Genomic DNA, 15782 nt, shown 5'->3' with positions numbered 1-15782 from the left:
CAAACAACCTAGTTTGTTTGCTTTAAACGTTGATCGTCAATATCAACGTTATCAGGTACGGCAAACTTAAATATGTTTGTCTCATTATCTTTTACTTTACGTTGCTGAGTTAACGCAAATTGACTGAGGTTGCCTTGCTCGTCAGTCAAGTTAAATTTAACTAACTGGCTCGCGTCAAAACACACACTCACGGCAACGACATTGCTGTTAAGTTTTTTAGGTTGAATATCAAAACAGCTTGATTTTCCGCTTACGGCACGCTTAGTGACAGAATACTTAGCCCATGTCGCTTCGTCTCGATGCACTAACAAGGCCATAGGTGATGCATCAACGGCTTGAGCAACATCCATCACAGTCACTTCTTCCGCAAAAGGATTATAAATCCACAAATTAGCGCCATCAGCCACAATTAATGATTCGTCTGGCTGAGTTAAATGCCAGTAAAATTGATTCGGATACGCAAGTGCAAACACCCCGCTGCCGGTTTGAATAGGCTTACTGTTAATGTCAGTCACTTGTTGGGTAAATGTCGCATGCAAGCTGTCTATATTAGATAGCTTAGCGCGTAATTCGGTTGCGTCATCGGCCATTGCGGCAACGCTGCTTAAACTTGTGGCTAATAATAGGCTTAACACTGTAATACGTTTATTCATCATTAATTCCTCGGTGGTGGCGGAGCCAACACTTCACGATTACCATTGTGGCCTTGGGCTGTCACAATACCTTGGCTTTCCATCATTTCAATAATGCGGGCGGCGCGATTGTAACCAATTTTAAATTTACGTTGTACGCTAGATATGGAGCCGCGGCGAGTTTCGGTAACAAATGCTACAGCGTCATCATATAACGCATCCAACTCTTCTTCGCTATCGGAGGTTTCACCGGGTAACAGTACTTGTTCACCATCTGTAGCACCATTAAGAATTTCTTCAATATATTGTGGCTTACCACGAGCACACCAATCGGCTACGACTTTATGCACTTCATGATCATCAATAAACGCCCCATGAACACGATTTGGCAAACCGGTTCCTGGAGGTAAATACAGCATATCGCCCATGCCTAATAGGGTTTCTGCGCCCTGTTGATCAAGAATGGTACGAGAGTCAATTCGTGACGACACTTGGAACGCAATACGGGTTGGAATGTTAGCTTTAATCAAGCCAGTGATCACATCAACCGATGGACGCTGTGTCGCTAATATTAAGTGAATACCTGCCGCACGCGCTTTTTGCGCGATACGGGCAATGAGTTCTTCTACTTTCTTACCAACAATCATGATCATGTCAGCAAATTCATCGACGACCACCACAATAGAAGGCAGTTTTTCTAATGGTGGCGCATCGTCTAGCATGCTTTCAGAAGACTTCCATAATGGATCGGGAATGTACTCCCCTTTGGCGGCTGCTTCTTTAATTTTAAAGTTGTAGCCTTTAAGGTTACGCACACCTAATGCCGACATTAATTTATATCGGCGTTCCATTTCACCTACACACCATCGCAGTGCATTGGCTGCTTCTTTCATGTCGGTAACCACTTCACACAATAAATGTGGAATACCTTCATACACCGACAATTCGAGCATCTTAGGGTCAATCATAATAAAGCGGACATCATCTGGGCCCGATTTATACAACAAACTGGTGATCATCGCATTCACACCGACCGATTTACCAGAACCCGTTGTACCAGCAACTAATAAATGCGGCATTTTGCCTAAATCAACGACCACAGGCTCACCGGCAATGTCTTGTCCTAACACCATAGACAATGTCGATTTGCTGTCTTTAAACGCGGCAGAATCGAGTACATCGCGCATAAACACGGTTTCACGGAACTTGTTCGGCAATTCTAAGCCTACATAAGCTTTACCTGGAATAACTTCAACTACACGCACGTTTTCAGATAATAATGAACGGGCTAAATCTTTCGATAAATTGGTGATTTTAGACGCTTTAACCCCTGGAGCTAATTCAAGTTCAAAACGAGTAATCACAGGTCCAGGATACACCCCTACTACATTGGCGATAATGTTAAAGTCGGCCAGTTTTGTTTCAACCAATCGAGCAACTTGCTGTAATTCAGCTTCACTTATGGGGTTTTTCTTACGATCTGGAACATCAAGTAAGGTAATGCTCGGTAGCGGATCCATTTTTTGACGCGCTTGTTGAGGGGTTTGGCCATCAATTACCACAACGCCATCCACAATTCGGACATCTTTTTTCGGCTTTTGCTGAGCGACTAATGCCCCTGTTGAATGAGGCTTATTAAATGCTTCCTCAAAAGGTTCATCTGCGATATCTAGATTATTAATTGCAGGGCTATCATTAACGCCATCATCATTGTCGTCATCAATATCAAAATCGACATCATCTTTAGTCGCGACCCAAGGTGCAAAAGGTGTGTCGTCATTATCGAGTTGCATCGACGGTTCTTGGCGATCATCTATATCAAATTCATCGTCATCATTGTCTGATACGTTAATATCTTCAGCAGGTTTAGCCTTGCGGCTAAAGAAACTGCGTTTTTTCTCAACAATAGGTGGCGTCTCTATTGCTGGCTTAATATGAATTGGCACTTTGACTGCCGATTTGCTTGGCTTATCCAGTGAGGGTTCATTTTGTAGATCAATTTCATTACGGCGTTGGGTAAACTTATCCACTAATGACATAAAACCTTTGGTATCTTCGGTCTCACGTTCACGTTTAAATAATCGTGGCAATGTCCATATTTTCTTAGCTAACCAGATAGAACCTAAACCCGTTAACTCAATAATGGTTAACCAACTCACGCCTGTCGCTAAGGTGAAGCCTGCACCAATAAAACACATTAATAGTAATGTGGTGCCGAGCTTATTAAAATACGGCAACATGGCTTGACCAATAACGTCACCTGCAACACCACCGGCTGAAAACACAAACATATTCTCGGCATTCATACTGACCAGCGCAGCTAACGCCAGCAACATCAGAATAAAACCAATGATTCTTAGGCCAACAGAAAAATAATCTATTTCGAACACTCGATGCGCGCGATTAAAAATAAACCAACCGGTTGTGGCTATAATCATGGGAATTAAAAAAGCGATGAACCCGAAGAAATAAAACAACACATCTGCTGTCCAAGCACCTACAGCACCAGTCCAGTTGTGTATCTCACCTTGGAAATGCGACTGACTCCAGCCAGGGTCACTTGGATTGAAACTGGATAATGCCAATAGAATATAGGTTGCAACCATGCAACATAATATAAGACCACCTTCAAGTAGCCTTTGTAGGCCACTGAGTGTTTTAAGACTATTTTCCTGAGTCAAACGAAAGCATCCATAAAAAAGTGAAAAATAAGGGTTAAGATAACAGAATATCACTGTATTTGCAGTGATTATGCACCTTGAATTAATCAAGCTCAATCGATTGTTATGTCGAATTAATCAAGAAACATAAAAGCATTGATGATGGTAGTCAAGATGATGATTTTATATACAAAAAATGTTTAGTTAGCGAAAAAGATGAACATAGGCAACAACAGTCATCTATAATTCATCATTCCGGCTCTAAAAACGGGATAGGCGATTAAGTTAGTGAGATTACCCTAGGTTGTATAACGCAACCTTATTGGTTTGTTTAACCTCCTCCATCACTACATAAGTACGAGTGTCTGAAATGGATGGCAGTTTCAGTAAGGTTTCACCTAGTAATCGCCGATATGCAGACATATCTGACACTCGAGTCTTTAATAAGTAGTCAAAATCACCAGAGACCAAATGGCATTCTTGGATGTCATCAAGCAATTGTACAGCACGGTTAAAGCGGTCAAAAATGTCTGGAGTGTCACGATTTAGAGTGATCTCAACAAAGACTAATAAAGAAGCACCGAGAAAATGTGGATTAACCAACGCAGTATAACCGCTAATAAAACCTTGTTTCTCAAGCCTTTTTACTCTTTCTAAACACGGTGTAGGACTTAAGCCGACTCGTTTAGATAGTTCAACATTTGATATGCGACCATCCTGTTGAAGTTCATTTAAGATATTACGATCAATGCGGTCTAAATCTTTCACTGAAAAGCTTTTACTATTTGCCATATATTCAACCTTGTTTTGTCCTTAAAACAACACTTCTGCCTATTAATTATCGAAATTCAGCAACATAATCTGCTAAAGCAGCACTATACTAGAGTCACCTGAAATAAGCACGTTCAGGTCACAATTAATAACAACTATACCCACTTGAAGTGGGGTTTTTTATGTCAATCGAGGCTCAAATAATGATTATTGGTGTTCCAACAGAAATCAAAAACCACGAATACCGTGTAGGCATGGTTCCTTCAAGCGTACGTGAATTAACCATAAAAGGTCACGTTGTTTATGTTCAATCAGATGCGGGTGTGGGTATTGGTTTTACCGATCAAGACTATATGGATGCGGGCGCCTCGATTTTAGCTACAGCAGCTGAAGTGTTTGCTAAATCAGACATGATTGTAAAAGTTAAAGAGCCACAAGCAGTTGAACGTGCAATGTTACGTCACGACCAGATTTTATTCACTTATTTGCACCTTGCACCAGATTTGCCGCAAACTGAAGAATTAATCACCAGTGGCGCTGTTTGTATTGCTTACGAAACCGTAACAGATGACCGCGGCGGATTACCATTACTTGCACCAATGTCAGAAGTGGCTGGCCGCATGTCAATCCAAGCAGGAGCTCGCGCACTTGAAAAATCATTAGGCGGCCGTGGTATGTTGCTTGGTGGTGTTCCAGGTGTTGAGCCAGCTAAAGTGGTCATCATTGGTGGCGGTATGGTTGGTACAAACGCAGCGCAAATGGCTGTTGGTATGGGTGCTGATGTTGTTGTTTTAGATCGCAGCATCGATGCATTACGTCGCCTAAACGTTCAGTTTGGTTCAGCGGTTAAAGCCATTTACTCAACAGCTGATGCTATTGAGCGTCACGTATTAGAAGCTGACCTTGTAATTGGCGGTGTATTAGTTCCAGGTGCTGCAGCGCCAAAATTAATCACTCGTGACATGGTTAAGCGCATGAAACCAGGCAGTGCAATTGTTGACGTTGCAATTGACCAAGGTGGTTGTGTTGAAACATCGCACGCTACCACTCACCAAGACCCAACTTACATTGTTGATGACGTAGTACATTACTGTGTGGCTAACATGCCAGGTGCAGTAGCGCGTACTTCTACATTTGCATTAAACAATGCAACACTACCTTACATTATCAAGTTAGCTAACCAAGGTTACAAACAAGCATTATTAAATGACAAACATTTATTAAATGGCTTAAACGTAATGCACGGTAAAGTAGTCTGTAAAGAAGTGGCAGAAGCGTTGAACCTTGAGTTCACTGAACCAAAAAGCATGCTTGCTTAAATGAGTAAGTCATTGAATTAACTTTATTCAATAAAAATGCCGCATTAATAAATGCGGCATTTTTTATGTTTATTAAGCGCGAATATTAAACACTGATATCAAAAGATACGAGATTGTTTCGCCAATAATGCAAAGAAGTCAGCTTTTGGCATAGGTTTATAAAAATAATATCCTTGCACCGCTTCAATACTCTGTTTTTTGATAAAATCTAATTCAACTTCAGTTTCAACACCTTCAGCGACAATTGACAGATCTAATGCTCGGCTCATACTGACAATAGCTTCAATCAACGCTTCATGTCGCGCACCCAATGAAATTTTCTGGATAAAGGATTTATCAATTTTAACTTGATCCACAGGGAAGTTTGCCAAATAAGATAAAGATGAATAGCCAGTACCAAAATCATCAACTGAAATTTTCATTCCACGATGCCGAAGTTCTGTTAATAATTGGCTAATCGATGATTGTTGTTTCATCATTAATGATTCGGTGATTTCTAAAGTGATCAGCTGATACGGGATCTGGCTACCACCTAACAACTGTGAAAGGTCATCAAAATAGCGTAAAAATCGTTGTTGTAGATCGGTCGTCCAAAATTCAATCGTCGACACATTAATTGAAAATGGAATGGCATAACCACTTTTCTGCAATGCGATGATACTGGTTATTGCTTGTGTTCTCACCCACTCACCGATTTGAACAATTAAACCAGACTCTTCTGCAATAGGAATAAACTCATCAGGCGAAATAAATTGACCATCATGTATCCAGCGCAATAACACTTCAGCTTTAATGATTTGGCCACTAAACGGATTCACAATGGGTTGATAATACAGTTCAAATTCATTCTGGCTCAATGCAGACTTAAGGTGTAAGTACAATTCTGCATGTCTTTCTGCATCTTTTTGGATCTGCTGATTAAAGAACTGCAGACAATTACGACCTCGAGATTTTGCGTTGTACATAGCTTGCGTGGCGCAATTTAATATTTGTTCCACATTATCAGCATCGTGTGGATAACGAGCAAGGCCAGTACTCATGGATAACATGACATCTTGACCGCCAACAATAAAAAGCTTTTTCAACTCATCCGTTAGATCATCAAAAAGACTAATTAATGACTCGGTACACATTTTACCCGGTAAAACTAATGCAAATTCATCGGCCGCAATACGCGCAATAAGGACATTATCAGGAATGGCACTCAGTAAGCGCTGCGCGACAAATTTCAATACAAGATCACCGTTATCATGTCCGAGGGTGTCGTTAATTTGTTTAAAATGGTCGATGTCCATCAGCATCAAGCTAAAGTCTTGCTTACAACCGTTTACGCTGTCTTCTGAATCGATCATAGCTTGTAGACTTTCAAACAAGTATTTACGGTTCGACAATCCGGTAAGTTGATCGTAGTTGGATTGAAAGTTAATCATTTTTTCAGCGTTTTTACGGGCGGAAATATCGGTAATTAACCATGCAAAACAATTCTGTTGCGTAAAACTATCCCGAATAACGGTCACATTAAGCGAGATATCAATAATATCATTGTCGGTTTTAAGACCTTTTAACTCCCCTTGCCAAGGGTGTCCGCGCTTTAAATGCTCAAATAAATCTGCTACTACATCTTGTTGGGAGTGACTCAAAAAACGATGAACATCAAATAATTTAAGATTGGCGTAATAGGTAGATGTTAAGGATTTAAAAATTGGATTGGCTGATAACACCGAGTTATCTTCACTGGTGATAACTAACGCAATAGGCAAACTGTTAAAAATCTTGCTACTTAACCGTTGAATATGCATTCCGCGGCTTCGTTCAATGGCTAAACTGGCCAAACGTGCCGCTTCTAGTATTAGGTGCAAATCTTGCTTGGACGGCGATTTAATCGTGTCATAGTACATGGCAAAAGTACCCAGTACTTTTTGATTACTGTCTTTTATCGGTTCAGACCAACACGATTTTAGTCCGGCTTTTAAAGGTAATGCTTTAAAGTCTTTCCAATTAGGATGATGTTCAATGTCTTCAACAATGACTCTTTCACAAGTATATGCGGCGGCGCCACAAGAGCCCACATCAACGCCAATCTCGATGCCGTTAATCGCATTGTTATATTCTTCAGGAAGATTAGGAGCCGCACCCGAGAATAACCGTTTACCGTCATCACTCAATAAAAGCACTGATGCACGAGTACCAATTTTTTGTGCTTCTATCAATAATACTAAGGCATGAAGCATTTCGCCTAATGGTAGGCCCTGCAATACCATATCGAGTATTGTACTGTATCGCTCGATACTCGATTCACGAAAATCATGTTGGTCTGTATCTTCTATGAATTTATTGATATGCGGTCCTATATCCATAACGCTCCATTATTACGGCGAATGCTTAAAAATAGATATTTCTAATATGAATAAGATTATGCATTTGTGAGAACTTAATCAATGTCTTAACGTAAATTAATTCAAAACACTCAGTTTAACGAGCAAAATTTATCCATAAATAAAAACAGTGCAAATAAATGCACTGTTTTTATGTTACTCACCATCAATTTAATGAATATAAAAATTGGTATTATTTGAATAATTATTCGCTAATGCGTTCCATCTTTGCAAGATAGAAACCATCGAAGCCGCGTTCTGAAACTAAGATGTTTTCATCTTCAATAAGCGTAAACTGTGGATTGTCTGCAAGAAATGCATCAATTTGATCGCGATTTTCTTCTGGCATGATTGAACAAGTCGCATAGATTAATATTCCGCCGACTTTAACCATACGGCTGTAGCTTTGCAAAATATGTTTCTGCAATTCAACCAGCACAGGCAAACGCTCTGGAGTATCACGCCATTTTGAATCTGGATTACGTTTTAACACGCCAAGTCCAGAACAAGGTACATCTAGTAGCACGCGGTCAGCGGTTAATTTTAAACGCTTAATGGTTTTCGAACTGGCAATAATCCGTGTTTCAACATTATGAGCACCTGCACGTTTAGCGCGAGTTTTAAGATTATCCAGTTTCCATTGTTCAACATCCATCGCGAGCAAACGGCCCTTACCTTGCATTTGTGCCGCGATGTGCAAGGTTTTACCGCCTGCGCCAGCACAAGCATCAACAACACGCATACCTGGTTTTGCATCCACAGCATTGGCAACTAACTGTGAACCCGCGTCTTGCTGTTCAAACCAACCGTCTTTAAATGCATCGGTGCGAAATAATGCTGAGTCTGATGTGACCTCAATAGCAGAAGCTACATCGCTTACTTCTATTGCCGTTACGCCTTCTTTTTTAAGCCTTTCAATAAGGGCGTCGCGATTACATTTCAGTTCATTAACGCGTAAATAGCGTTTTGGTTGTTCAGCCAGTGCCGCACGTTCAGCAGGCCACTTATCACCCAATTGTGCCTGACCAAGCTCATTTAGCCACTCAGGACAACCATCCCATAATACAGGATCAGTTTTGGCTTGTTCTAGATTCGCCTCAAATGCTGCTTGCTCTAGTTGCAATGAATACTGCATTTTAGGTAAATCTAAGCCGTGAAATACATGCCAACCGTTGAGTAGTTTTGACCCTAAACGATCAAATTCTTCTGGTTTAATATCAACCAGAAAACAATATAAGTTTAAACGACGTAAAATATCGCCGGTGACTTGCGTGATCCGCGCTTGCTCTGATGGGTTAAGCGTTAAACCAGAAAAATGCTCTGAATAAGCTCTATCTAATGGTTTTCCTCGGGTTAACACCATGGTTAGTACATTTAAGACTAACTCTGATGAACTGCCTGACAACGGATAAGTCAACATGGGGGCTCTCTATCTAATATAACGATCAATTTAAAAACGTGCTGATCATAGGGATTAAAGCTGTTGATAGCAAGGCCATATCAGGCTTTACTCCTCACTTTGACAGCATAGAATAGCCAATTATTCTACCTTTATAGGTTTTCTGTGAATAACATTTTGTAGCAGCAACCGACCTTAATACCCTGAAGCTAACCCGTCCCCATTCATAACTGCATGATGTTATGTTCACTAATGCAACGCATTAAAAAAGCGGCCCGAAAGCCGCTGATGGTTAATACTAATGACCGGTAATCAAAACGAGATTACATTCTTGAGCCTTTAGCACCATAGAATAAAATAAACGCGTAACACACAACCGGTAAAATAAACGCCACTTGTAAGCCCATACTATCGGCCATCACACCCTGTAATAACGGTACAATTGCGCCGCCAACAATGGCTAAACATAATATGCCACTGCCTTGTGAGGTGTGTGGGCCTAAATCTCGGAGTGCTAAGCTAAAGATAGTTGGGAACATAATCGAATTAAACAATCCAACTGCCAAGATAGACCACATGGCCAATGCGCCAGTACTGTTCATTGCCACTAACACCAGTGCAGCGGCAACAAAGGCATTAAAGGCTAACAAAGTACCTGCTGGAATTTTTTGCATAATAACCGAACCGACAAAACGGCCTATCATCGCCCCGCCCCAATAGTAGGTGATATATTTAGCGGCTTCTGCTTCTTGTAAACCGGCAACTTGCTCTTCGCCTAAAAAGTTAACTAAAAAACTACCAATAGACACTTCAGCACCAACATAGACAAAAATACCTACAGCACCTAACACCAAATGGATGCTTTGTAAGGCACTTGTTTTGCCATTATGCGTTATCACGCCAGTCGCTGAATCATCGCTGTGTTCAGCAATGGTAGGTAAATTGAGTTTAGAAAAAATTAACGCGAGTAAGCCTAACATTGCAGCCAAAATAAGGTATGGAAGTTTAACCACTTCTGCTTCTGATTGCGCTTGGCTTAAGCCTTCTACCGCGCCAGATGCAACAGATAATATCAATACAGCACCAAAGAAAGGAGCAACCGTCGTGCCTAATGCATTAAATGCTTGAGTTAGGTTTAAACGACTTGATGCGGTTTCAACGCTGCCTAACGCATTGACATAAGGGTTTGCCGCCACTTGTAAAATGGTGATCCCAGACGCCAATACAAACAGTGCACCAAGGAATAATCCATACGTTGCAAACGCTGCAGCAGGGTAAAATAACAAACACCCGATACAAGCAATAACAAGCCCTGTTACGATGCCTTTTTGATAACCTAATTTTTTGACTAACTTACCTGCTGGTAATGAGACTAAAAAGTACGCCCCAAAGAAACAAAATTGGATCAACATCGCTTCGGTGTAATTAAGCGAGAACACCGCTTTTAAATGTGGAATGAGAATATCATTTAAACAGGTAATAAATCCCCACATGAAAAACAATGAAGTTAATGACACAAGTGCAAAGCGATAACTACCGCTGCCTCCGGTCACTGTTGTTTGTTGAGTACTTTGCATTGATGAAGCCATAGTGTGGTCTCTTGTTGTTAATTATTATTATGTCGCTGTTTTATAAATTTATAATGGCGGCCGTATAGCATTTGAAGTTTGATACATTAATTTTTATATTGTCTCTCTACTGAAAACTAATAGATCAAAAAAGCTGAAATACTGTCGTATTTCAGCTTAGTCACTCTACTTAGCAAGCAAGCCATAAAAACTGGCATAACTTGGTAATACGAGAGTCGCAGGATGCTGTTTATCTTGCATGCCACTGAGTAAACCATGGCCATCTATAATAGAAGATAAACGTAACTCTTTTAGGTCAAAGGTTTGTTGCATTGCTGACAAGTTAAACAGAACTAGCATCCGTTGTTGATCTTGACTGCGGATGAACGCTAATACATCAGGATGGCTATCAATAAACTGAATATCACCTTCAATCAGGATATGTTGCTGTTTACGCCACTGTAAAAAATGACGATAACTGTTCAGTATTGAATCTTGATCGGCTTCTTGTACATCTACAGCACTGTTATTGTGTAACGGATCTATTGGTAGCCAAGGTGTTGCGTCACTAAAACCTGCATTAGGTGCTTCTTTTACCCAAGGCATTGGCGTGCGACATCCGTCACGGCCTTTAAACATCGGCCAAAATGCTATGCCGAAGGGGTCTTGTAATTGATTAAACTCAATCGGTGCTTCCGTTAAGCCTAATTCTTCACCCTGATAACTACACACACTGCCGCGTAATGAAAACAACATCGCATTGAGCATTTTCACCATCGTTGGGTTAACACTATCTTTACCCCAACGTGATGCAACCCGCTTCACATCATGATTGCCGATAGCCCAACATGGCCAACCATCACCAATACTGGCTTCCAGTTCTTCAACAGTTTGGCGAATATAAGCCGCGCTAAAATCATCGGTTAACAACTCAAAACTGTAGGCCATGTGTAAACGGTCATCGCCTTGAGTGTATTCAGCCATCGTGGCAAGTGAATCTTCAGATGACACTTCACCTAAGGTAACCGCGCCAGGGTAACGATTAATTAATGCACGTAACTCTTCAATAAAGCCAACGGTTTGTGGACGAGTATTATTGTAGTAATGGTATTGGTAAGCATACGGGTTATCTTCACTGAAGCCACGGCCTTGACGCTTATCTTTTGGTTTAGCGGGGTTATCGCGTAATTGTTCATCGTGATAACAGAATGTAATCGCATCGAGACGGAAACCATCAACGCCTTTTTTAAGCCAAAATTCAACATTATCCAGCACAGCTTGACGAACCTGCGGACAATGGAAATTCAAATCTGGCTGACTTTTAAGAAAATTATGCAAATAGTATTGCTGACGGCGTGGTTCCCATTCCCATGCACAACCGCCAAAAATAGCGAGCCAATTGTTTGGCGCACTGCCATCATCTTTAGGATCGGCCCACACGTACCAGTCTGCTTTATCGTTATCACGGCTTTGACGACTTTGCTCGAACCAATCATGCTGATCTGAGGTGTGACTGAGTACTTGGTCAATCACCACTTTTATATTTAATTGATGGGCTTTCTCAATAAGTTGGTCAAAGTCGGCCATGGTGCCAAACAGTGGGTCTATTTCAAGATAATCACTAATGTCGTAACCAAAGTCTTTCATCGGTGATTTGAAAAAAGGCGAAATCCAAATAGCATCAACGTTTAAACTGGCAATATAATCAAGTTTAGCAATGATGCCCTGTAAGTCGCCAACACCGTCACCATTAGAATCCATTAAACTGCGTGGATAGATTTGATATACCACTCCACCGCGCCACCAGGTTACCTGATCCATTGCTTCCCCTTAGAATTAAGCTAACCCCAAAATTACCTGTGAGTTACCTTGATGTTGCGGCTGGGTAACAGCTCGCTGTTGTTTTTCATTACCCCGAGGATACGTGAATAAGGAAATCAGGTTCAATACACCTGCATACGTATGCAAAGAATTAATTGACCTAACGCACTTACTGAAAGCAATAAAAAAACCATTAATACAATAAGTTAACTTGCATAAATAGTATCCTTAAGTTGTTTCGTAATTGTAAAATTGAGCCGCTAATTCGCCACTAATAACGTTGAATACGTATGCATAATATTGTCGGCAAAACTGTACTGGGAGTAGTATCGTCACTGTTGCGCAACAATTTGGTCATAACTTCAGCACTTATGCAGTCACTTATAAAAGTTAATTAAGCATGCTGAGGGAAAAACACAATAAAGACTGTAACCAAAATTCAAAAGGACACTAACACTCGACCTGGACTTCAAGTTGTTAAGTATCCACTAAAGGGGAAAGATGAATGTTGCTATTTAAACCGAGCCTACTTACGCTAGCGTTAGTTGCTGCAGGTGCAAGCATGAGTGCTTACGCTGCTGATGACGTTAATACTACTGACACTGCCGAAGAAAATATTGAAGTGATTCAAGTCACTGGTATTCGTCGCAGCTTACAAGAATCACAATCACTAAAAATGTCTTCATCATCCATTGTTGAAGCCATTTCTGCCGAAGACATTGGTAAATTGCCTGATGTCAGTATTGCAGAATCACTCGCACGCTTACCCGGTGTATCAGCACAGCGTTTAGATGGACGTGCAAACGTTATCTCTATCCGTGGTTTAGGCCCAGATTTTACTACCGCGACATTAAACGGTCGCGAACAAGCCTCGGTTAACGATAACCGTGGTGTTGAGTTTGACCAATATCCTTCTGAATTATTAAATCGTGTTGTGGTGTACAAAACACCTGATGCGTCTGTCATGGCGCAGGCCATTGGCGGCACGGTAGATATGCAAACTATCAGCCCATTAACCCATGGCGAGCAAACTATTGCGATGTCGCTTCGTGGCGAAATGAATGATTTAGGATCACTTAACAGTGGTTCAAGTGACACAGGTTATCGTGGCAGCATTTCATACATCGACCAGTTTGCAGACGACACTATCGGTATTGCGTTAGGTTATGCCCGCATGATGTCACCAAACCAAGAAGAACGCTGGCAGGCATGGGGTTACCCAGAAAATGATGCCGGTGACAGTGTTTTAGGTGGCGCAAAACCATTTGTGCGCTCAAGTGAATTAGAACGTGATGGTGTATTAGCTGTATTTGAATACGCACCTAACGAAAAATTCACTTCAGTTGTTGACATTTACTATACAAAGTTCACTGATGACCAGCGTTTACGCGGTATTGAAATCCCTGCAGCTTGGGGTACTAACGGTGGAGTGACTGCGACAACTACCGAAGATGGTTTAGTGACACAAGGAACCATTAATGGTGCCGAAGTCGTTATCCGTAATGATGTCAACAAACGTGATGCTGAATCACTTTCAATTGGCTGGAATAACAAGTTCACCATTAATGATAACTGGCGCGTTGAAGCTGATATTGCTTTATCAAAAGTTGATCGTACCGACATTGGTATGGAAAGTTATACTGGTACAGGCCGTGGCACCGGTGTTGGTGCAGTTGATGACTTAGGCTTTGCTTACAACGGTAATGGTGGTTACAACTTTACTCATGACCTTAACTATGCAGACCCTAATGTCATCAAATTAGGTGACCCACTCGGTTGGGGTAGCCCACTTGGTGCCAATACTCAAGACGGTTTTATTAACAAGCCTGAAATTGAAGATGAGTTAAACTCGTTCCGTTTAAGCGCAGAATATGTGTTTGATGACGGTGCAGTGCGCAGCGTTGAGTTTGGTGTTAACCGCACTAATCGTGATAAAAGCAAACTTGATAAAGGTTATTACCTAACGTTAGCGGGCTATGACGGTTCTGATAACTACCTAGAATCTGTACCAGAGCAATATTTATTATCGCCAACCTCACTCGACTTTTTCGGCATGGGTGATGTGCTCAGTTATGATTCGTTAGCCTTTTACAATGCGGGCGGCTATACCGAAACAGACGTAGCAGATGTCGATTTATCCCGTGCGACTAACTCTTGGGACGTTTCAGAAGAAGTCTCAACTTTTTATGTTAAAACCAACTTAGAGTCTGAGCTATTCGGATTCCCACTAACCGGTAACATTGGTATACAGGCCGTTCATACTGATCAAAGCTCAAATGGCACTGTCGCGACAGTTGAAGATGATGCAGTTGTATTGACAGCACGCACAGCGGGCGATACCTACCTTGAATGGTTACCAAGCATGAACTTAGGCTTTGAAGTTGCCGATGGTCAAATGCTGCGTTTTGCCGCTGCACGTACGTTAACCCGCGCACGCATGGACAAAATGAATGCTAACGTAAACTTTAGCTACAACGAAAACCCAACTGACGGCGTAAACTGGTCCGGTGGTGCAGGTAATCCAGAACTACGCCCATGGTTAGCGCGTCAGTACGACATTAGCTACGAAAACTACTTTAGCGACCAAGGTTATTTCTCATTAGCTGTGTTCTATAAAGACTTAGAAAACTATGTATATGACCAACAAGCTCCTTTTAACTTTGGAGAGTTGTTCCCAAATCGTGAAGGCAATCCAATTGGTTTAGCCTCACAACCACAAAATGGTGAAGGTGGTTATGTACAAGGTATAGAAGCGTCTTTGTCTCTCGACTTTGGCCTTTTTGCAGACCAACTAGAAGGTTTTGGTACTATCTTGAGTGGTTCGTACAACGACAGTGAAGTGAAAGAAACACCAGATAGCGATCCAACCACGTTACCTGGCCTTTCAGAAAAAACCTTCAATGCCACGGTTTACTATGAAAATGCTGGCTTCGAAGCACGTATTAGCTCACGTTACCGTAGTGACTTCTTAGGTGAAGTCACCGCAATCAGCTTGACTCGTGTAAACGTAAACGTAAAAGCTGAAACCGTTGTTGATGCGCAAATTGGTTATGACTTTACCGAAAGCGGTATCGATGCTCTTTACGGCTTATCGGTTCAGTTCCAAGTAAACAACTTAACCAACGAGCCATTTACATCGTACACAGGTGAAGATGCACGTCACGTGCGTGATTATCAAAACTACGGTCGTAACTTTATGTTAGGCGCAAACTACAAGTTCTAATGGGCTTATAGAAT

General features: G+C 41.4%; 9 protein-coding genes. 2 read left to right on the top strand and 7 right to left on the bottom strand.

Annotated features, from left to right (window positions below; all coding sequences use genetic code 11):
* Positions 1 to 8: 8 nt before the first annotated feature.
* From lolA to lrp, 3 genes are all read right to left on the bottom strand, one after another.
* On the bottom strand, positions 9 to 653 hold the full coding sequence (gene lolA / locus AAEY94_RS11290) for an outer membrane lipoprotein periplasmic chaperone LolA (protein ID WP_350978867.1): 645 nt from the start codon (positions 651 to 653) through the stop codon (positions 9 to 11).
* A 2-nt stretch (positions 654 to 655) separates the two neighbouring features.
* Positions 656 to 3313, bottom strand: coding sequence for a DNA translocase FtsK (locus AAEY94_RS11285; protein WP_335692158.1), 2658 nt, complete (start codon positions 3311 to 3313; stop codon positions 656 to 658).
* A 273-nt stretch (positions 3314 to 3586) separates the two neighbouring features.
* Positions 3587 to 4084, bottom strand: coding sequence for a leucine-responsive transcriptional regulator Lrp (lrp, locus tag AAEY94_RS11280; protein WP_101087629.1), 498 nt, complete (start codon positions 4082 to 4084; stop codon positions 3587 to 3589).
* A gap of 182 nt (positions 4085 to 4266) precedes the next feature.
* Between lrp and ald the strand changes: the two genes are divergently transcribed.
* A complete protein-coding gene (gene ald, locus AAEY94_RS11275; RefSeq protein WP_101087653.1) occupies positions 4267 to 5382 on the top strand; it encodes an alanine dehydrogenase in 1116 nt (371 codons plus the stop codon).
* 98 nt (positions 5383 to 5480) lie between these two features.
* Here the strand turns inward: ald and AAEY94_RS11270 are convergent, their stop codons facing one another.
* The 4 genes from AAEY94_RS11270 to AAEY94_RS11255 all read right to left on the bottom strand — a co-directional run bounded on the left by AAEY94_RS11270 (position 5481) and on the right by AAEY94_RS11255 (position 12545).
* Positions 5481 to 7739, bottom strand: coding sequence for a bifunctional diguanylate cyclase/phosphodiesterase (locus AAEY94_RS11270; RefSeq protein ID WP_350978847.1), 2259 nt, complete (start codon positions 7737 to 7739; stop codon positions 5481 to 5483).
* Positions 7740 to 7962: 223 nt separating this feature from the next.
* Positions 7963 to 9177, bottom strand: a complete 1215-nt coding sequence (locus tag AAEY94_RS11265; RefSeq protein ID WP_059746707.1) for an RsmB/NOP family class I SAM-dependent RNA methyltransferase — start codon at positions 9175 to 9177, stop codon at positions 7963 to 7965.
* Positions 9178 to 9479: 302 nt separating this feature from the next.
* A complete protein-coding gene (locus AAEY94_RS11260) occupies positions 9480 to 10745 on the bottom strand; it encodes a sugar MFS transporter (protein ID WP_350978844.1) in 1266 nt (421 codons plus the stop codon).
* A 165-nt stretch (positions 10746 to 10910) separates the two neighbouring features.
* Positions 10911 to 12545 carry an alpha-glucosidase family protein gene (locus AAEY94_RS11255; protein WP_350978842.1) on the bottom strand — a complete coding sequence of 545 codons (1635 nt, stop codon included), beginning with the start codon at positions 12543 to 12545 and terminating at the stop codon, positions 10911 to 10913.
* Positions 12546 to 13050: 505 nt separating this feature from the next.
* Between AAEY94_RS11255 and AAEY94_RS11250 the strand changes: the two genes are divergently transcribed.
* Complete coding sequence (locus AAEY94_RS11250; protein ID WP_192116063.1) at positions 13051 to 15768, top strand: TonB-dependent receptor; 2718 nt, start codon at positions 13051 to 13053, stop codon at positions 15766 to 15768.
* Positions 15769 to 15782 lie beyond the last annotated feature (14 nt).

It is taken from the genome of Shewanella sp. AC34-MNA-CIBAN-0136 (assembly GCF_040309945.1).
Classification (GTDB): Bacteria; Pseudomonadota; Gammaproteobacteria; order Enterobacterales; family Shewanellaceae; genus Shewanella.
This window is presented reverse-complemented; position numbering and strand designations above follow the sequence as displayed.

Coding starts and splice junctions, on each gene's coding strand:
- AAEY94_RS11250 (WP_192116063.1), top strand. CDS start 13,051: ATGTTGCTATTTAAACCGAGCCTACTTACGCTAGCGTTAGTTGCTGCA.
- AAEY94_RS11270 (WP_350978847.1), bottom strand. CDS start 7,739: ATGGATATAGGACCGCATATCAATAAATTCATAGAAGATACAGACCAA.
- ald (WP_101087653.1), top strand. CDS start 4,267: ATGATTATTGGTGTTCCAACAGAAATCAAAAACCACGAATACCGTGTA.
- AAEY94_RS11265 (WP_059746707.1), bottom strand. CDS start 9,177: ATGTTGACTTATCCGTTGTCAGGCAGTTCATCAGAGTTAGTCTTAAAT.
- lrp (WP_101087629.1), bottom strand. CDS start 4,084: ATGGCAAATAGTAAAAGCTTTTCAGTGAAAGATTTAGACCGCATTGAT.
- AAEY94_RS11255 (WP_350978842.1), bottom strand. CDS start 12,545: ATGGATCAGGTAACCTGGTGGCGCGGTGGAGTGGTATATCAAATCTAT.
- AAEY94_RS11260 (WP_350978844.1), bottom strand. CDS start 10,745: ATGGCTTCATCAATGCAAAGTACTCAACAAACAACAGTGACCGGAGGC.
- lolA (WP_350978867.1), bottom strand. CDS start 653: ATGAATAAACGTATTACAGTGTTAAGCCTATTATTAGCCACAAGTTTA.